This window comes from Metabacillus halosaccharovorans (genome assembly GCF_002019635.1).
GTDB classification, from domain to species: domain Bacteria; phylum Bacillota; class Bacilli; order Bacillales; family Bacillaceae; genus Metabacillus; species Metabacillus halosaccharovorans.
In genome coordinates this window covers 1,010,782-1,029,086 of sequence record NZ_KV917372.1, presented here as the reverse complement: position 1 = coordinate 1,029,086, position 18,305 = coordinate 1,010,782, and the positions used below count along the sequence as shown (strand labels likewise).

The window sequence follows — 18,305 nt, the reverse complement described above, 5'->3', positions numbered from 1 at the left end:
ATGAGCTAACTACCATAGTTGGCTCATTTTCCGATGGATGTTATTGGATTATAATTTCTTTTATGTTTTTAATCGGATTTTTTAAATTTGACCCATCTCCAAAATAGACATGGATTGGTCCATCATTTGTTAGTGGTTTACCTTCTTTGCTAAATCCAAAAATTAATTGATGAGCATCGGAAAGAGGTACTGTAATTTCTTGATCTTTTGTGATTAATTTTACCTCTGTAGCATCATCGTGAACCTCAGCATTCAAAAGGAAAGGCTTAAACGGTATTCCAAAAGTTCCAGTTAAAATTTTTATTTTTTCGTATTTTTGTTCAGTTTTAAGTGTTGGAGGAAAAACAGCACCTTCTCTAATTTCCCTTTCCCAATGTTTAGAAACAGCCTTTGTATATTCTTCCAGTTCATCTTTTTCTACTTGGTCTTGTTGAAAATATGTTGTTAGATCAATTTTTCTATCATCAAATATCCAAACACCAGGATCTAAAGTGATTTGATAATCCACCTTGCCTTTTATTAAAATAATTGAATTCATTCAATGTACACCCCTTTTCATCAAAATAAGTATAAGCTTTTATGTAAATTTTGTCACATATATTGGGATATTTGAACACAATTACTTAACGATCTCTTTTATTTTAAGCAAAACTTTTTCTTTAGGCGGTTTGTCCTTGCTTTTTTCTCTTAATGGGCTTAATATTAAAATATATAATAGGGTAATCGCTCGGAAACGGAGGGATTAAATTGGCGTCTGAGATTGCTGTTAATCATCGAGATAAAGCACTTGCGGTACTTAAGGCAGATGCTGATAAGATCATGAGACTGATCAAGGTTCAAATGGATAATTTAACAATGCCTCAATGTCCACTTTATGAAGAGGTTTTAGATACACAAATGTTTGGTTTATCTAGAGAAATAGACTTTGCTGTAAGACTTGGCCTTGTAGAGGAACATGAGGGTAAAGATCTGCTCGATACATTGGAGCGAGAGTTGTCTGCATTACATGATGCATTTACAACAAAATAATGACTAAAAACTCAAGCTGATTTTATTAGTTTGGGTTTTTTTAATCATTTATTCAAATATATGAATAAAGTAATGTTTTTAAAGGTTTTTACTCATTTTCAGTCGAAGTTATAGTAAAATGAAAACAACTAGATTGACTTCATGTTTCTAAGTAAGGAAGAGATAAAAATGGTGAAAAAAATAATAAAATCATATGATTATTCATTAATATTAGCTGTTATATTACTTTGCTCATTCGGGCTTGTGATGGTTTACAGTTCAAGTATGATAACTGCAGTTGCCCGTTATGGATTTGAACCGGATCATTTTTTCCAAAGACAAAAGCTTGCACTTATTGCAGGCGGATTAGCTTTTTTGGTCATGATGATTCTTCCATATAGAGCATTTTTAGACGGGCGAATCTTAAAGTTTATTGTGTTTGGTTCAATTGGCCTTTTACTTTCTTTGTTTTTTATTGGACATGTTGCCGGTAATGCACAAAGTTGGATTAAAGTAGGCGGAATGAGTCTACAGCCAGGTGAATTTGTTAAATTGAGTGTTATTATATATTTAGCCGCAGTGTATGATAAAAAGCAGACATATATTGATGAATTTGGTCGAGGTGTTTTACCACCCCTTATTTTTACAGGTTTAATATGTTTTTTTGTTGTCATTCAGCCTGATTTTGGTACTGCATTTATCATTGGAATGATAGCCGTTTGTATGATAGTTTCATCTGGTATGGCAGTCAAAAGTATGTTAAAACTTATTTCTTTTTTACTTTTGTTTGCATTGCTAATGACTCCGTATATTTTTATAAAAGGTTTTTTCAGTGATGAACAGCTTAGTCGTTTTACAGGTGTTTCTGATCCGTTCGGGAACGAAGGGGGAGCAGGTTATCAATTAGTGAACTCTTTCTATGCAATCGGATCTGGCGGGCTTAAAGGTCTTGGTTTAGGACAAAGTGTTCAAAAGTATGGTTATTTGCCTGAATCTCATACAGACTTTATTATGGCAATTATTGCTGAAGAACTTGGAATTTTAGGTGTGCTTTTTGTAATAATTTTGATGGCTTTTGTTGTATTAAAAGGGTTTGCTGTAGCCCGTAAATGTCAGGATCCTTTCGGTACACTTTTGGCTGTAGGGATCTCAAGTATGATTGCTATACAAACCATGATAAATTTAGGTGGTTTAACAGGGCTTATTCCAATAACTGGGGTGCCTTTACCTTTTATTAGTTATGGAGGATCTTCAATACTATTATTGCTAATTTCAATGGGGCTTTTAGTAAATGTCTCAATGTTTACGAATTACAGAGAAATATATAAAAAGCCTACTCGAACTGAACAAAAAGATGTACCTGATATCAAGGCTGTCCAACCAAGAGAAAAATCGGTATTTAAAAGCTTCTAACCTGTATAAGGCTAACTTTTTAGTTAGTCTTTTTATTTTTGTTCTATTATATAAATTTGAACGATAATATGACTTTTTGTTTAAATAGTTTTATACAGGAGAATTCGGAGGAATGAAAAACACGAGGTGTTTTTCATTTGCATTTGAAGGGTATATGCTTGAAAGGAGATTTAATTGTTAGTTAGACAAAAGATAAAAAGACAAAAATTCACATGAGCACCAGAGCGATTATCTTCATGTCCATTTTTGTCTTTTATGTATACCATATTTTATTATGAAAAGTTTTGATCATTTGTAGATCTTATTTCAGCGTTAATATTACTCCTGCTTACTAGTAGCAGGAAGTAGCTAAGTAGTCCAAATAAACACGAAATAATAAGGGCATGTGCTAAAGATACATATAAGTTTAACCCGGTAAGGACCACCAATGCACCGGAGGTTACTTGCATTGAAACTAATATAAACGCAATTATCCAACCCCAATAGATGACCTTTTGGTTTCTATGGTATTTTAGAGCACGCCAAGCTGTATAGGTGATCCAAATAAAAATAATAGCTGCTGCCATTCGGTGTCCCATTTGGATCCACTCGTGTAATGTAGTAGGGAGACCGTTAGCTCTATTACTACATATTGGCCATTTAGGACATGCGAGACTTGCTCCTTTATGTCTCACATAGGCACCTGTATATACAACGATATACGAATAGACTATAATACCGACCATATGGAATTTCATTGTTTTGTCAATTATAAGCGCTTTCGAATCAAATTTTTTATCCACTTCAAAAATTAGTAATGTCAAAAGCAACACTGATGCAAAGGATATAAGTGAAATCCCGAAATGGAGAGCAAGTACAGCGTCAGATTGTCCCCATTTAACTGCCGCTGCTCCAATCAAAGCCTGTAGTATTAAGAAAAACATAGAAAGAACAGCTAAAAATTTCGTTTCTCTTATATGGCCTATTTTTTTCCATGACCAAATTGAAAGTATGAGAACAGCAATTCCAGCAAGTCCACTAACAAGTCGATGACTTAATTCTACTACAAGTTCAAAAGTAATTTGGCTCGGAACAAGTTCACCATGACATAATGGCCAAGAATCTCCACATCCTGCACCTGACTCAGTTTTTGTCACAAGGGCTCCACCAATTAACACGAATAACATAATAATGGTTGTGAAAATTGAGAACCATTTAAGAGCACGTTGCAAAATGTTCACCTACTTATATAATTGGTATAAATAATAGTAAATACTCATCGTATAGTACACAATGTAGAAGAAAAAGACAATATAATGAAGGAAAAGTTCACAAAGTTATTAGATATTTTTGTGAAGCGCTTTACTCCTTTTGAATACGTAAGAAATATGAAATGTAAAACATAATGAAAATTCATAAAAAATTTTTCTTATTTGGATAGAAAGGGTTGAATATTCAGAAGGATTTTGCTAGAACTAGATATGTGTTCGATTTTATACATAAACACTTTGTTTAAAAAAGAAACCATTAAGAAATTATGATAAATAGGGTAACCTAAGCGTAGAGTCATTTTTTTGTATGAATGACCTTTCACAATTTCGACAAAAATACTTCATAAATTATTCACAATTGATGGAAGAATTATGTTTTAATATCAAGTAGACCGTTTTTAAATTATCATTTTTTTAGTATCATAAGATGTAGAAAATTTATATGTTGGAACCGCCTTCATATATTGCTTTCTAAGATGTCATTATCAGAATTACCCTAAATCAAAATAAGAAAGTGATTTACAGAGGAATATACGAATTCCTAATGTAATGAAGGGGGAAGGAGGTATATAGTTGGCTGAAACAAAAGCATTGAATGATGCAACTGTTACGCACCATTCAAATGATATACAAGAAACAACCCTTTGGAAAGATTTCCTTGCACTAATAAAAGTAGGGATTGTAAATTCCAATGCAATCACTACATTTACTGGTATCTGGCTAGCTCTTTATTTTAGTAATAAAGGATTTTTAGCCAATATAGACGTTGTCTTATTTACTTTAATCGGTTCTTCGCTGGTTATTGCAGGATCATGTGCAATTAACAATTACTATGACCGAGATATTGATTATTTGATGGAGAGAACGAAAGAAAGACCAACTGTCACAGGAAAAATGAATCCTTACTATGCGTTATGGGTTGGGATATTTCTATTAACAGTAGGACTTGCTTTTATGCTTATGACAACAATAACCGCTACTATCATTTCAATGGTTGGAGTTGTCACCTACGTATTCCTTTATACTATGTGGTCAAAACGTCTTTATACAATTAATACAGTAATTGGTAGTATATCAGGTGCTGTTCCACCTTTAATTGGATGGGCGGCAATTGATTCAAATCTAAGTGTCATGGCATGGGTGCTGTTTTTAATTATGTTCATATGGCAGCCACCTCATTTTTTAGCATTAGCAATGAGAAGGACTGACGAGTATCGTGCTGCAAACATTCCTATGCTCCCAGTTGTTCATGGATTTGATATTACAAAACGTCAAATCATGGTATGGATTGCATGTCTTCTACCTTTACCGTTCTATTTATATGAACTTGGGATTGGTTTTTTAATTCTAGCTACTTTGTTGAATTTGGGCTGGATTATACTTGGAATAAAAGGGTTTAATAATAAAGACCTGGAATTAAAATGGGCGACAAAAATGTTTGTTTACTCTATTAATTACTTAACAATCTTGTTTGTATCAATGGTGCTTTTTACCATTGTTTAATTTATAAATTCTTTCTTAATAAGAATTTACTTATAAAAAGTTCCTGTATGTTAAAGTGATAGGAATTTTAAATTACTGAAAGAGGGGTTTGATTTGGCTATGAGAAAATGGCTGACAAAGTGGCGTCTATTATCACTATTTGCATTATTGACGCTTGTCTTGGCCGGCTGTGGTGAACCGTTTCTTTCCACGCTTAAGCCTGCTGGTGAAGTAGCGGATATGCAGTATGACCTGATGGTGTTAAGTACACTTATTATGGTTGTTGTCATTGCAGTCGTAACAGTAATCTTCATTTACGTTGTCGTTAGATTCCGTAGACGTAAAGGGGAAGAGAACAACATTCCTGTACAAGTTGAAGGGAATCATAAGCTAGAAATCATTTGGACTGTTATTCCTATTCTTTTACTACTTGTCTTGTCTGTTCCAGTTGTTTCAGCAACATTTAAACTTGCAGAAGTAGATGCAATTGATGATGAGAACCGTAAACCTGAAGAAGCGATCGTAGTTAACGTTCGTGCAAATCTTTATTGGTGGGAATTTGAATATCCTGACTACGGAGTAATTACAAGTCAAGATTTGATTGTTCCAACTGATGAGAAAGTTTACTTTAACTTAATTGCATCAGATGTAAAGCATTCATTTTGGATTCCATCTGCAGGTGGGAAAATGGATACTAACGTAGACAATGTAAACAAAATGTGGTTGACATTTGACTCAGAAAGAGCTGACCAAGCTGGAGAGTATTTCTACGGTAAATGTGCTGAGCTATGTGGTCCTTCACACGGACTAATGGATTTTAAAGTGAAAGCTGTTTCAAGAGATGAGTTTGACCAATGGATCTCTGATATGGAAAATGCAAAAGCAGTTGCTTCAACAGATTTAGCTGTTCAAGGTGAGCAACTATTTGAGGAAAAAGGTTGCATCGCATGTCATGCAGTTTCTCCAACAGATGAAAGACCAGCTGCAGCAAGAACTGCTCCTAACTTAGCTACATTTGGAGAACGCGCCCGTGTAGCAGGTGTGCTAGAACATAATGAAGAAAATGTTCGAAAATGGTTAGAAGATCCTGAGACATATAAGCCTGCTAATAAAATGACAGGAACATATGATGAATTAACGGATCAAGAGCTTGATGCTCTTACTGAATACTTAATGGGATTAAAAGTCTCTAGTAATTAATTATTGAGCAAAATGAAAAGGGAGGTAACACTGTGAGCACGTTAACTCAGAAAAAAGGGGTCGGTGCGACGATTTGGGACTACTTAACAACAGTAGACCACAAGAAAATCGCCATCCTTTACCTGATATCCGGTGGCTTCTTCTTCCTTGTTGGTGGATTAGAAGCAATGCTGATCCGCATTCAGCTAGCTGTTCCGAATAATGATTTTGTTAGTGCAGGTTTGTATAACGAGATACTAACAATGCACGGAACAACAATGATATTTCTAGCTGCAATGCCGTTATTATTCGCATTAATGAATGCGGTTGTACCATTACAAATTGGAGCTCGTGATGTTGCGTTTCCATTTTTGAACTCTTTAGGTTTTTGGTTATTCTTCTTTGGAGGAGTTTTCTTAAACTTAAGTTGGTTTTTAGATGGAGCTCCAGATGCTGGTTGGACTTCTTATGCATCACTTGCATTAGATTCACCAGGGCATGGTGTTGATTTTTACCTATTAGGTTTACAGGTTTCAGGTTTAGGTACATTGATTGCAGGGATTAACTTCCTTGTTACAATTATCAATATGCGTGCACCTGGAATGACATATATGCGTATGCCATTATTTACATGGACTACATTTGTTGCATCTGCACTTATTTTATTTGCTTTCCCTGCATTAACAGTAGGTTTAGCATTCTTAATGTTTGATCGACTATTTGGTACAGCGTTTTTTGATCCTGCATTAGGTGGTAATACAGTAATATTCGAACATATTTTCTGGATTTTCGGACACCCAGAAGTATATATCTTAGTTTTACCTGCATTCGGTATTTTTTCAGATATTCTTCCGGTATTTGCTAGAAAACGCTTGTTTGGATATTCATCCATGGTATTTGCAACTGTATTAATTGGATTCTTAGGATTCATGGTTTGGGCTCACCACATGTTTACAACAGGATTAGGACCAATTGCTAACGCTATTTTTGCAGTGGCTACTATGGCTATCGCCGTTCCTACAGGTATAAAAATTTTCAACTGGTTATTTACTATTTGGGGTGGATCAATTCGATTTACATCTCCTATGGTATGGTCAGTAGCATTTATACCTACGTTTGTAATGGGTGGGGTTACAGGGGTTATGCTTGCAGCAGCTGCAGCAGACTATCAATATCACGATAGTTACTTCGTAGTAGCTCACTTCCACTATGTAATTGTAGGTGGGGTAGTATTCTCATTATTCGCTGGTGCTATTTACTGGTGGCCAACAATGTTTGGTAAGATGTTAAATGAAAAGTTAAATATGGTCATTTTTGTGCTATTCTTTACAGGTTTCCATTTAACCTTCTTTATTCAACATTTCCTTGGACTAATGGGTATGCCTCGTCGTGTATTTACTTTCCTGCCAGGTCAAGGTTTAGATATGGGGAACTTTATAAGTACAATAGGTGCTTTCTTAATGGCGGCAGCAACAATTCTATTACTAATTAATATTGTTATTACAGCTGTCAAAGGTAAAAAGGTTGGAAGAGACCCTTGGGGAGACGGCCGAACTCTAGAGTGGGCAATTTCTTCACCACCACCTGAATATAACTTTAAACAAACTCCACTTGTCCGTGGATTAGATCCATTATGGATTGAAAAGATGGAAGGTAATAAAGAAATGACACCGGCAGAACCACTTGGTGACATTCATATGCCTAATGGTTCAATCTTACCGTTTATTATGTCATTTGGTTTATTCATCGTATCCTTTGGGTTAATGTACCGCGAAGATTACGGATGGGGACTTCCTGCAATTATTGTAGGTTTCCTAATTACGTTTGGATGTATGTTCTTACGTTCAGTAATTGATGATCATGGGTATCACATCCATAAAGAAGATTTACTTAATGAAGATAAAGGAGGGAAAGCATAATGGCATCTGTTGAAGAGAAATTAACAGCTGAAAACTATCCGGCTGCGCCTGAAAAAGCTACCCTCGAAGGAAAAAATAAATTTATTGGCTTTTGGTTATTTCTAGGTGGAGAAACTGTGTTGTTTGCAACCCTTTTTGCAACTTTCTTAGCTTTAAGGGAATCAAACGCAGGAGGAGCAACAACACAAGAACTTTTTGAGATACCACTTGTATTTGCAGCAACAATGTTACTTTTAACATCAAGTTTAACAAGTGTTTACGCAATGTATCACATGAAAAACTTTAATTTTGGAAAAATGCAATTGTGGTTGATCATAACAGTTCTTTTAGGATTGGCCTTCCTAATATTGGAGATTTATGAGTTCAATCACTATGTTCATGAGTTTCACTTTACAATTACTGACAGTGCACTTGGTTCATCCTTCTATACATTAGTTGGAACACATGGACTTCACGTTGCATTCGGCCTACTTTGGATCACTACACTAATTGTAAGAAACGCAAAACGTGGACTAAGCTTATACAATGCGCCTAAATATTACGTAGCAAGTTTATATTGGCACTTTATCGACGTAGTATGGGTGTTTATCTTTACAGTTGTATACTTAATGGGAATGGTGGGATAAACTGATGGCAAATAATCACAATTCAGCAAACCCAAAAGTAGACTTAGCCTATCGACGTAAGAAAAATGCAGAAGATATGAAACACCAAGTGGTTACTTTTGGTATGATGATCTTCTTAACAATCGTTGCTTTTATCGCTGTTGGTTATGATGGAATTGGGGAATGGTTTAAGATTCCGTTCATCATTACTCTTGCTGTGATACAGGTAATATTTCAACTTTATTATTTCATGCATATGAGCCACAAAGGTCATGAGACTCCAGCACTGTTCTTATTCTCAGGAGTAGGAGTAGCTGCCTTAACAGTACTAACGTTTGTTACTATAATCTGGTGGTAATTATTTTGAAAGAGCAATTGGCAAATGGATGCCAATTGCTTTTTTTAGTGCAATATTTATAACGGATTTGTCATAGAACGTTCATTGCTACAAAATATATGGAAGTGTATAATAACTTTGAAGGACTAGCTTAAGGAGCTGATATTTTAATGAGCTTTGATATATTTGGATTTCGCGCTTTATGGAGTCCATATTTTATTGTTGTGATCTTATTGATCACTGCGCTTTATTTTATGATTATAGGGCCTTGGAGAACAAAATTTAAAGAAAGCTCAACTGTTCCTCTCAAGCAACAGTTGCTGTTTGTTTTAGCAATACTTTTTCTTTATATTAGTAAAGGTAGTCCTGTTGATCTTTTGGGACATATTATGTTTAGTGCACATATGACACAGATGGCTGTTTTATATTTGGTTGTACCACCATTACTTATTTTAGGAATCCCTGACTGGTTATGGAAATCCATATTGTACCGACCAATTGTAAAGCCTGTTATAAAACTTTTTACTAATCCAATTGTCGCACTTATCTTCTTTAATGGAATTTTTTCTCTTTATCATGTTCCATTAGTATTTGACTTTGTGAAAACTGATCCAATTTATCATTCAGTCATGACAACGCTTATATTTTTTGGAGCATTGTGTATGTGGTGGCCACTGCTTACTACATTACCAGATTGGAAGTCACTATCAGGGATAAAAAAAGTTGGCTATATATTTGCTGATGGTGTGTTATTAACACCCGCTTGTGCACTAATTATTTTTGCAAGTGACCCTCTTTATTTAACTTATTCCGAACCACAAGCATGGTTGAATGCATTGCAGTTATGTGTACCAGCTGATATGCTGTCAGGTTTAAATTTAACAGGACCGGAAATGTTTAACACATTACCGATTGTTGAAGATCAACAACTGGGTGGTGTCCTTATGAAAATTATCCAGGAAATTGTATATGGATCCATTCTTGCATATATCTTCTTCCAATGGGCTCGTAGAGAAAGAGAAAAAGATGAAATTGATTTAAATAAGAATTTTTCACCTGATCCTATAAAATAATTATGAGGCTGACTAAATGTTCGTCAGTCTTTACATATGATATACCAATTAAAAGCTGTATTAAAAGAAAGGATTTCATGTATGAATACATCTTTACCTATTTTACCTACTATAAGTACTTCGTTTATCGTTCTTAGTGCAATATTAGTTGCAATTGGATGGTATTTAATAAAGCAGCGTAATATTGAGGCACATATGAAAGTCATGTTTGGAGCTGCGATTGCTGCAATAATATTCTTTATTATCTATGCCTCACGAACCATTTTTATTGGTAACACAGCATTTGGGGGTCCTGATGAAATCAAAATCTACTATACAGTTTTTCTTGTTTTTCATATTACATTAGCGACTGTCGGTGCTGTATTAGGTATTATATCTTTAATTACAGGCTACAAAAAAAATTATCAAAAGCATCGTAAACTTGGTCCAATAACAAGTATCGTATGGTTTTTTACTGCCATAACAGGTGTTGCTGTGTATTTACTTTTATATGTTTTTTATCATGGTGGAGAAACAACATCAGTTATTAAAGCAATATTAGGATTTTAAACATATTTTCAAGGTGGTTTAGAATAAAATATTCTAAACCATTTTTTTTTGCCCTCTAAAGGTATCCTTTAGGTTTTTTTCTATCCTGCACTTATTTAGTTTATGTAAAGGTGAAATTCCTCATTTGTATATGGAATGATGAATATGTATGGATTATATAGTTACTCCCAGGTATGCTGAAAATACAAAGAGGGGAGAGGATGGATTGATTGAAATCTTAACAAATCGGTTAATGATTATACCCTGTTCACTTGATATTGCCAAATCATTAGTTTTCCATCGAAAGGAACTTGATAAACGTTCTCCCATAGAAATTCCCGCCAGTTGGCCTTCTGCTTATGTGCGTGGTTTCTTGCCTTACTATATCGAAAGTCTAGAAAAGGACGATAAGGATTTAGACTGTGGTGTATGGATGATTATATTATATGAAGAGAAAAAAATAATTGGAGATATCGTTATGCAAGGGAAACCAGTTCAAGAACAAAATGTAAGATTAACTTATCATATTGAAGAAGCTACAACAGATGGATCAATAGCATATGAGGCAATAGATGCATTTATTGACTGGTTAACATATCAGATGGCTGTGAAAAAGGTTGTAATGGAATGTGAAGTACAGGACAAGGAGTCAATACGACTATTTGATAAATTAGGTTTAATCTGTACAAAAAAAGATGGCGAATTCTTTACTTGGGAAATTCAAAAAGAGGAGGAATAACAAGAAAAATCCAGCATGTGTCTTGGTAGAGTTCCTGTTAGGTGATAGCTATACCATACAATATATAAAGTATTAATTTTATGAAAATTACATGATAGACAAAAAATAATAAAGCAGGTACTAGACCCTGCTTTATTATTTTTTCATATTGGACAATTTGTGGATACTAGGATTGAACTTTTTTCAGTTCTTCTGCAACTTGTGAAAGTAAGTTCTTGGAAGTGTTTACAACTGCTGCAGGGAAATCTTCACCCTCGCCATATTCAACACCGTGTGGATAATAATGTTTGCCTAAAAGCGGTGTCATTAATTTTACAACAGCATGTCTTCCGCCAATATCTCCTTCAACAGCATATGCCTGAACACGGAGGTAGAAAATATCACCTTTTGTTTCAATCTTACGGTCATATGTAACTCGCTCATAATCCCATTGCCCCGCACGAACTAAACCAATCTCATCCATAAGTTCATCTAAACGTGATAAGTCTATCTTAATACCCTCTATACCTGTATCTTCCATTCTCATCTAAATTCCCTCCTAAAGCCTTTTCACGTAATTTATTATAGCTTAAATACATGTAAAAGTTAAAGTGAAACTTCTATTATTGGGAAATGTTTTCCTTCCCAATAATAGTTAGTTGACCTTACCAGACCATTACTGGCAGTTGTAGAAAAAAGAAAAACAAAAGAACTTAGAAACAGAGTCGGCCAAAAAAATACAATTAAAGATAAATATTACTGCCAGTTATGGGTGTGGCAAAGTGAAACTTCTATTATTGGGAAATGTTTTCCTTCCCCCAAAAAACAGAGTAGACGTGAAAATTACACCTTTATAGAAAGTTATTAATGAATCTCTCTTTAATTATGACTTATACAATGCTTTTTAATCACCATTTACTCACAATTTTGGTACAATAAAAATAAAAAGATTAGGAAGTAAGGCAATATTCGTAAGACTTTTGTTCATGTTTTAGATTTAATTGTCGTGGTAATAATGAAAGAAAGAGTTTAGTTAAGCTTATTTATGTTCGTGGATGCTGGAATGTATAACCAGAATATCTATTTTAAGGTCACATATAATGATAGAAAAACAGAAGGTAATTAAAGGGAGGTGGGCAAACTGCGTGTTATTAGTAGGACTATTATCATTTTTGTTATTATTTTTATTAGTTATACTCTATTTATTTATTACGGCCAATATACTCCGAATGAGCAACATGAAGAAGAAAATGTGCAAATCTCAAATGAGGAATTAACAAACTCGGAAGAAGAGCAATCGGATGTGGGTAAGGAAACTGTACCAAATGAAGGCGTTTTGTCTTTAATGGAAAAATCTTCAGAGGAAATTACAGCACTTCTTGGTGAACCTGACAGGATTGATCCTTCTGCCTATGATTATGATTGGTGGATTTACGATATATCTGAAAACGAATATATCCAAATAGGAATATTAAATCAAAGAGTTGTTACAGTTTATGCAATTGGTAGCGAAGTTAATGTAAAACCTTTTCAAATTGGACAATCTGTACAGGATGTGTTTAAAATTCAACCTGTTTCGTCTAGTCTGTCATTAGAGTTTGAAGGAAACTCCTATCGATTTGAATTTTCAGAAGAGGATATGAATACCAGACCGACGATAAAGATCGGCGATATATATGTTCAATTATATATTGATAAGTTTGATGGTATATTATCAAGTATTCGATTGTTAGACGCTGAAACTTTTATAAAACAGAGATCTTATGAAGTGACTTATCGTGGTGAGTTGATTAAGCCTCAAGAAATAACGGATGAAAAATGGGAGAGAATAGAAGATGGTGCTGAACAACAAATTCTATCTATTACGAACATGCTTCGTAAAAGGCATGGTTTAGAAAGAGTAAAATGGGATCAAGCTACTTCAGAAGTTGCATTTTTACACAGCAGGGACATGAAAGAAAATAATTATTTTGCACACGAATCTCCTACTGAGGGAAGTCTTGTCAATAGATTGTCAAAACAAGAGATAAAATACCAAATGGCTGGAGAAAACATTGCTGCGCAGTATGTTGATGGTATTGCAGCTAGCGAAGGTTGGTTAAATAGCAAGGGACATCGTGATACATTATTGAATGAAGATTTTACTCATCTAGGGGTCGGTGTAGATGGTCTATACTACACTCAAAATTTTATAACAACCTGGAATTCAAATTAAGTAAGTATTTTAAAGAGGTGTCAAACCCAAAACCCATTAAAGGGAATGGTTTGACACCTTATTTTTTTAAAATCACACGACTATTGCCTGTTTATTATAAAGAAGCTAGCGGTACTATGAGCAATTAAAGTTCCATCATCTCGAAATACCTGACCTTCTGTGACAACTGTTTTATTTCCTTTGTGAATCACACGTGAGATACAAGATAGTTCTTTTCCAACACCTGGAGCAACATAGTTTATTTTAATTTCGGTCGTAACTGCAGCCTTATCAGGTGGAAGAATGTGATGAACGAGTCCGCCCATTGCGGAGTCAAGCAGAGTAGCTGTAATCCCTCCATGAACAATATTTAATGAATTTTGTATAATAGGTGTATTGGGTATTTTTATATAAAATTTCTCATCTCTATATTCAGATGTGGCGTGAAGGAGAGCACCTATGTAGGATCCTTGTTCATGATATTGTTTCTTTTTTAACCCATTTAATAAAAGTTCGATTACATATTGATCTTCTTCACTTGCTTGATCAATTACTTCTTTAGTTAATTGCAACAGTTTCTCTTTTTTCATCTTTTTACCCTCTCCTTTTGGTTAGTGCTATTTTACCAAATATTTCATTTGATTTTCAATTCTTCATTATTTTATTAATATTAAAAAATATTGGGCGAACAGTTTTGCTGATTAGAAAATAAGATACTATAGGCAAATGTATCAATGAGGTGAGGAAATGACATCGAAAAAAAACCATCCATCCGTTCAACAGTTTAAAGATTTTGTGAAAAAGCATCCAAAACTTATTCAAGAAGTTCGAAAGGGGAATAAAGACTGGCAAGAAGTATTTGAAGATTGGTATCTACTTGGAGAAAACGATATGATATGGCAACAATATAAAGACGAACAATCTACTGAAACAAAAGAAAAAGATGAAACAAGTAAAGCAGATTTTATGAATCAATTATTCACTGCTGTAAAGAAAATGGATATGAATACAGTTAATCATCATCTAACCAATGTGAGTAGTACGATTTCAACATTACAAGGATTGTTTGATCAATTTGGTTCTAAAGGATCCGGCCAGAACTCTTCTACCTCAAGTCAACATCCTTTTTCATTTAGAAAGGATTAAAAAAGTAACTATTGATAAGGTAGGGGGAAGCTATGAGGAAGGATGTTCAAGAATACATTCGGGCAAATGAAGAACGTGTAAGATTTATAAGAGAACAACCGTATTGGTATCGAAAACTTTCCAGAAATCCCAGTGATCTTGATTCAATGGAGCTAAATATGATGAATTATTATCAAAAAACAATTCCACACAAAGTTCAACAATTTTCTAACTCTGTCCAGATGGCATCTATGATGATCGCGATGTTCCAATCTATGAGACAGCAAGATTAAAAACTTGCTTGCGTATTGTTATCCAATAAGTTCTTTGAAACGATTCATGTTTTTCTAAGTCTCTGTAAACAATAAAAATAAAGGAGGCTTATGAATATGAATCGTTTTGTTTTAATGTTTGCATGTTTTTTATGTGTTTTATCAGGGTGTGTTGAGGATAAGCCCAGACCGAAAGGAAGTATGAGCGTTGTGCCACTTGAGATTGTGGAAGCAACAGAATCTGCAATTGAAGTTTCTAGTCTAAAACAGTCTAAAGACATAGTTGTTAATCACCATGTACGAGGTCAAGATATTTATGTGGAATGTTATATCCCATCCTTTACTTTTAAGGAAAAAGGCGGGACTAATGTTAATGGAGAAGGCCATATGCAAGTGTATGTTGACGGTAAAAAAGTCGATGAAATCTTCACAGCTGCCTTTATTATAAAGGGGTTAGAGAAGGGAAAACATCATCTTATGATAGAGGTTGTTCATAATGATTCGGCTGATTATCAATTGAAAAAATCATGGAACGTTAACATTAGATAAGACCGATAATGAAATGACGCTATTATTTTTCATTTTCTGTTATTCGTGTTAAAATGAATAACGGAGGTGCTAAAACTCTATGTTTGCTACACTTGAAAGCACAAAGATAATAGATCAAGCAGAACAACTTGCGAACTGGGTACTTCAATCAGAGATTGTAAAAGAGTATCGCCGTTGTTATCAAATATTAAAAAATGATACAGAAGCACAGCAACTAATCAGTGAATTCACGAAAATTAAGGATCTATATGAAGATGTTCAACGCTTCGGTAAATATCATCCAGATTATCGAAAAATTACAAAAGAGTTGCGGGATGTTAAAAGAACCGTGGATTTAAATGATCATGTCGCAAATTTTAAAAAAGCGGAAAACGAAGTTCAGTCCCTACTAGATGAAATCAGTGTTCAAATAGGTCAAGCTGTTTCTGTTCATATAAAAGTTCCTACCGGGAATCCATTTTTCGAATCAAGCTGTGGTGGAGGCTGTGGTACCGGAGGAAGCTGCGGTTGTAAAGTTTCATAAAACGAGTCTAGCACTCGTATTATTTACTTAAGGTTTAATGTATAAGAAAAAACATCGGTTTCCTCCACTTTGGCGGTAAGTCGTGTTTTTCTTATTAATTTTTGTCAAAATATTGTTTGAAGTCGAAATTTTTGCTAGACTTTTAATGATTAGATTTAATTATACATTCTGTTTAGATATTAAGGGAGAATGAGTATGTTTGAAAAGCGTCAAGGTATTGTAGTTTGGCTTCATACATTAAAGCAACTAAAAATGCTTAGGAAGTTTGGCAATGTACACTATGTTTCAAAGCGATTAAAATATGTTGTGCTTTATTGCAATATGGATGTTGTGGAGCAAACGATTCAAAGACTGTCATCCTACTCGTTTGTTAAACATGTTGAACCTTCATATAAACCATTTCTAAAGCTTGAATTTGAATCAAAGGTTGATAAAGCGAAAGAATACGATTATAAGATAGGGCTATAAACAAAAAGAATGTTTGAGGGTAAAGTCACCTTCAAACATTCTTTTTATTTACAGCTATTTTAAGATAGTGTTTACTGTAATGGTGGTAATAAGTGATTTAAACGGAGAATACCAATTAAATACTGGTAATATAAGTCTATTTCGTTAAACATTGATGAAGGTTTTACTTCAATTTCAATAATTTGTTTATGTAATAATTCTGCAAGTTCTTTAAATAACTCATAACGTTTGTTTGTAATAAAATTTGGATTAGAAATTCCTTCACGACAAATATAAATAGCTTGAAAATTTCCAGGATCTGTTGGCTTCATTATAACAACAAGTGAAGTAACTTCTTTTGTGTTACGTTTCGTATGTAATGCTATTAACTGAGTCACTCTATGTTGATTAGCCTTGGAAGTTTCTATTAACTCATAAATATCTGAATATCCTTCACCAAGTTCAATGAATCGTTGAATCATATTTATCCCCCTAAAGATTTGTTTATCCGTACATTTTACCGAATATCACTATAGCATGAACCTAGTAAAAAGTTAAGAGGGTAGTGTACTAATTTTGGTGTCTATTCTTATATTAAATTTGTTAAGATAGTTGAATCGTTGAACAGGACAAAAAAAACCCTACAGATACATCCTGCAGGGTCCTTCAATACCTTTTCCTAAAGGCTGAAGGCAAAGGGAGAGGAGAAACCGGAGGAAGAACTTATGGGGAAACGTAAGTCTTCTCCGCGGTTGGCAACAACATCAACGAATCGATGTTGTTACTACTCATTATCACCAATTCATCTATCTGTATACATAGTAATTTCAAAAAAATTCTTTTAACATACTAAGGTATTTAAAGGCTTTAATGACTAAGTACGTCTAGAAAGGAAATGTTTGTATCCTATAGAATGGCTGTGGTAGGATAAAGTGAAACTTGAAAGTGGATTCTTTTTGGTTAATTGATTTCAATCCACATTATACGATCGGTAAAAATATGAACGAGAGTATAAGGAAACAAATATCTTCGCGATAGGAAGCGGGAAAAGTCAAGTTTTTTGATGCATATTACATATCTTAAAAAGTAAAAATTAGAAGTAGTGGTGAAACAGATGAGAGTTGTATCAGGAAATTTTAAAGGTCGCCAGTTGAAAGCTGTACCAGGTGTGACAACAAGGCCAACAACCGATAAAGTGAAAGAAGCTATATTTAATATGGTTGGCCCCTATTTTGATGGAGGAATTGCCTTAGATCTTTTTGCTGGAAGTGGTGGCTTAGGCATTGAAGCACTGAGTAGAGGAATTGAGAAATGTGTTTTTGTTGATCGTGAGACAAAGGCAATTCAAACAATACATAAAAATTTAGAACTATGTCAGATAGAAGCAGACAGTTTCGAAGTTTATCGAAATGATGCGGAAAGAGCACTTAAGGCTATCATTAAAAGAAGTCTTCAATTTCAATTAATTTTTTTAGACCCACCCTATAAGCAACAAAAGTTGAAAGCGCTTATTGAAAAGTTGAGTGATAATAATGTCGTGACTGAAAATGGCTTCATTATTACTGAACATGGTTCAGATGTTCATCTGGATCATGAAATTGGTCATTTTATACAAGTAAAGCATGAAACATATGGAATGAGTTCCATTTCAATTTATCAATATAAAAAGGGGGAGGAATAGTC

Annotated in this window: 22 protein-coding genes; 17 read left to right on the top strand and 5 right to left on the bottom strand. The window is 34.2% G+C overall.

Annotation, left to right across the window (positions count from 1 at the left end; genetic code table 11):
* Positions 1 to 40 precede the first annotated feature (40 nt).
* Positions 41 to 538, bottom strand: a complete 498-nt coding sequence (locus BK577_RS19360; RefSeq protein WP_078434463.1) for a hypothetical protein — start codon at positions 536 to 538, stop codon at positions 41 to 43.
* 209 nt (positions 539 to 747) lie between these two features.
* On the opposite strand from BK577_RS19360, the gene BK577_RS19355 reads away from it, so the two are divergent.
* Together BK577_RS19355 and BK577_RS19350 are read left to right on the top strand one after the other, a co-directional pair.
* Positions 748 to 1,029 (top strand): Fpa/YlaN family protein, encoded by a 282-nt coding sequence (locus BK577_RS19355; RefSeq protein ID WP_078434462.1) that lies wholly within the window; start codon positions 748 to 750, stop codon positions 1,027 to 1,029.
* A gap of 168 nt (positions 1,030 to 1,197) precedes the next feature.
* Positions 1,198 to 2,421, top strand: coding sequence for an FtsW/RodA/SpoVE family cell cycle protein (locus BK577_RS19350; RefSeq protein ID WP_078434461.1), 1,224 nt, complete (start codon positions 1,198 to 1,200; stop codon positions 2,419 to 2,421).
* 272 nt (positions 2,422 to 2,693) lie between these two features.
* Here the strand turns inward: BK577_RS19350 and BK577_RS19345 are convergent, their stop codons facing one another.
* Positions 2,694 to 3,632, bottom strand: a complete 939-nt coding sequence (locus BK577_RS19345) for a COX15/CtaA family protein (RefSeq protein ID WP_078434460.1) — start codon at positions 3,630 to 3,632, stop codon at positions 2,694 to 2,696.
* A 612-nt stretch (positions 3,633 to 4,244) separates the two neighbouring features.
* Between BK577_RS19345 and cyoE the strand changes: the two genes are divergently transcribed.
* The 8 genes from cyoE to BK577_RS19305 all read left to right on the top strand — a co-directional run bounded on the left by cyoE (position 4,245) and on the right by BK577_RS19305 (position 11,533).
* Entirely contained in the window at positions 4,245 to 5,174 is a 930-nt protein-coding gene (cyoE, locus tag BK577_RS19340; protein ID WP_078434459.1) for a heme o synthase, read from the top strand.
* 99 nt (positions 5,175 to 5,273) lie between these two features.
* Positions 5,274 to 6,353, top strand: coding sequence for a cytochrome c oxidase subunit II (gene coxB, locus BK577_RS19335; protein WP_026560501.1), 1,080 nt, complete (start codon positions 5,274 to 5,276; stop codon positions 6,351 to 6,353).
* A gap of 32 nt (positions 6,354 to 6,385) precedes the next feature.
* The gene (gene ctaD, locus BK577_RS19330) at positions 6,386 to 8,251 is read left to right on the top strand and encodes a cytochrome c oxidase subunit I (protein WP_026560500.1); all 1,866 of its coding nucleotides are present in this window, start codon (positions 6,386 to 6,388) and stop codon (positions 8,249 to 8,251) included.
* Entirely contained in the window at positions 8,251 to 8,877 is a 627-nt protein-coding gene (ctaE, locus tag BK577_RS19325) for a cytochrome c oxidase subunit III (protein ID WP_034332400.1), read from the top strand. The genes ctaD and ctaE overlap by 1 nt, the downstream gene beginning before the upstream one ends.
* A 4-nt stretch (positions 8,878 to 8,881) precedes the next feature.
* Positions 8,882 to 9,214 (top strand): cytochrome c oxidase subunit IVB, encoded by a 333-nt coding sequence (gene ctaF / locus BK577_RS19320; protein ID WP_078434458.1) that lies wholly within the window; start codon positions 8,882 to 8,884, stop codon positions 9,212 to 9,214.
* 143 nt (positions 9,215 to 9,357) lie between these two features.
* Positions 9,358 to 10,266: a cytochrome c oxidase assembly factor CtaG gene (gene ctaG, locus BK577_RS19315; protein ID WP_078434457.1), complete on the top strand. Its 909-nt coding sequence runs from the start codon at positions 9,358 to 9,360 to the stop codon at positions 10,264 to 10,266.
* An 81-nt stretch (positions 10,267 to 10,347) separates the two neighbouring features.
* On the top strand, positions 10,348 to 10,815 hold the full coding sequence (locus BK577_RS19310) for a DUF420 domain-containing protein (protein ID WP_078435326.1): 468 nt from the start codon (positions 10,348 to 10,350) through the stop codon (positions 10,813 to 10,815).
* A gap of 205 nt (positions 10,816 to 11,020) precedes the next feature.
* On the top strand, positions 11,021 to 11,533 hold the full coding sequence (locus BK577_RS19305) for a GNAT family N-acetyltransferase (RefSeq protein ID WP_169908386.1): 513 nt from the start codon (positions 11,021 to 11,023) through the stop codon (positions 11,531 to 11,533).
* Positions 11,534 to 11,699: 166 nt separating this feature from the next.
* Here BK577_RS19305 and BK577_RS19300 read toward each other — a convergent pair whose 3' ends face one another.
* Positions 11,700 to 12,059 (bottom strand): YugN family protein, encoded by a 360-nt coding sequence (locus BK577_RS19300; protein ID WP_078434455.1) that lies wholly within the window; start codon positions 12,057 to 12,059, stop codon positions 11,700 to 11,702.
* A gap of 594 nt (positions 12,060 to 12,653) precedes the next feature.
* Here BK577_RS19300 and BK577_RS19295 point away from each other — a divergent pair.
* On the top strand, positions 12,654 to 13,727 hold the full coding sequence (locus tag BK577_RS19295; RefSeq protein WP_078435325.1) for a CAP domain-containing protein: 1,074 nt from the start codon (positions 12,654 to 12,656) through the stop codon (positions 13,725 to 13,727).
* A gap of 80 nt (positions 13,728 to 13,807) precedes the next feature.
* On the opposite strand, the gene BK577_RS19290 is transcribed toward BK577_RS19295, so the two are convergent.
* Entirely contained in the window at positions 13,808 to 14,296 is a 489-nt protein-coding gene (locus BK577_RS19290) for a PaaI family thioesterase (RefSeq protein WP_078434454.1), read from the bottom strand.
* 157 nt (positions 14,297 to 14,453) lie between these two features.
* On the opposite strand from BK577_RS19290, the gene ylbD reads away from it, so the two are divergent.
* The 5 genes from ylbD to BK577_RS19265 all read left to right on the top strand — a co-directional run bounded on the left by ylbD (position 14,454) and on the right by BK577_RS19265 (position 16,643).
* Positions 14,454 to 14,852: a YlbD family protein gene (gene ylbD / locus BK577_RS19285; RefSeq protein WP_078434453.1), complete on the top strand. Its 399-nt coding sequence runs from the start codon at positions 14,454 to 14,456 to the stop codon at positions 14,850 to 14,852.
* A gap of 32 nt (positions 14,853 to 14,884) precedes the next feature.
* On the top strand, positions 14,885 to 15,124 hold the full coding sequence (locus tag BK577_RS19280; protein ID WP_078434452.1) for a YlbE-like family protein: 240 nt from the start codon (positions 14,885 to 14,887) through the stop codon (positions 15,122 to 15,124).
* 96 nt (positions 15,125 to 15,220) lie between these two features.
* The gene (locus BK577_RS19275) at positions 15,221 to 15,652 is read left to right on the top strand and encodes a hypothetical protein (protein WP_078434451.1); all 432 of its coding nucleotides are present in this window, start codon (positions 15,221 to 15,223) and stop codon (positions 15,650 to 15,652) included.
* Positions 15,653 to 15,731: 79 nt separating this feature from the next.
* Positions 15,732 to 16,175: a YlbF/YmcA family competence regulator gene (locus BK577_RS19270; protein ID WP_078434450.1), complete on the top strand. Its 444-nt coding sequence runs from the start codon at positions 15,732 to 15,734 to the stop codon at positions 16,173 to 16,175.
* Positions 16,176 to 16,370: 195 nt separating this feature from the next.
* On the top strand, positions 16,371 to 16,643 hold the full coding sequence (locus BK577_RS19265) for a YlbG family protein (RefSeq protein WP_078434449.1): 273 nt from the start codon (positions 16,371 to 16,373) through the stop codon (positions 16,641 to 16,643).
* Positions 16,644 to 16,714: 71 nt separating this feature from the next.
* Here the strand turns inward: BK577_RS19265 and BK577_RS19260 are convergent, their stop codons facing one another.
* Positions 16,715 to 17,104: a DUF7147 family protein gene (locus tag BK577_RS19260; protein ID WP_078434448.1), complete on the bottom strand. Its 390-nt coding sequence runs from the start codon at positions 17,102 to 17,104 to the stop codon at positions 16,715 to 16,717.
* A gap of 632 nt (positions 17,105 to 17,736) precedes the next feature.
* Here BK577_RS19260 and rsmD point away from each other — a divergent pair.
* Positions 17,737 to 18,303 (top strand): 16S rRNA (guanine(966)-N(2))-methyltransferase RsmD, encoded by a 567-nt coding sequence (rsmD, locus tag BK577_RS19255; RefSeq protein WP_078434447.1) that lies wholly within the window; start codon positions 17,737 to 17,739, stop codon positions 18,301 to 18,303.
* Positions 18,304 to 18,305 lie beyond the last annotated feature (2 nt).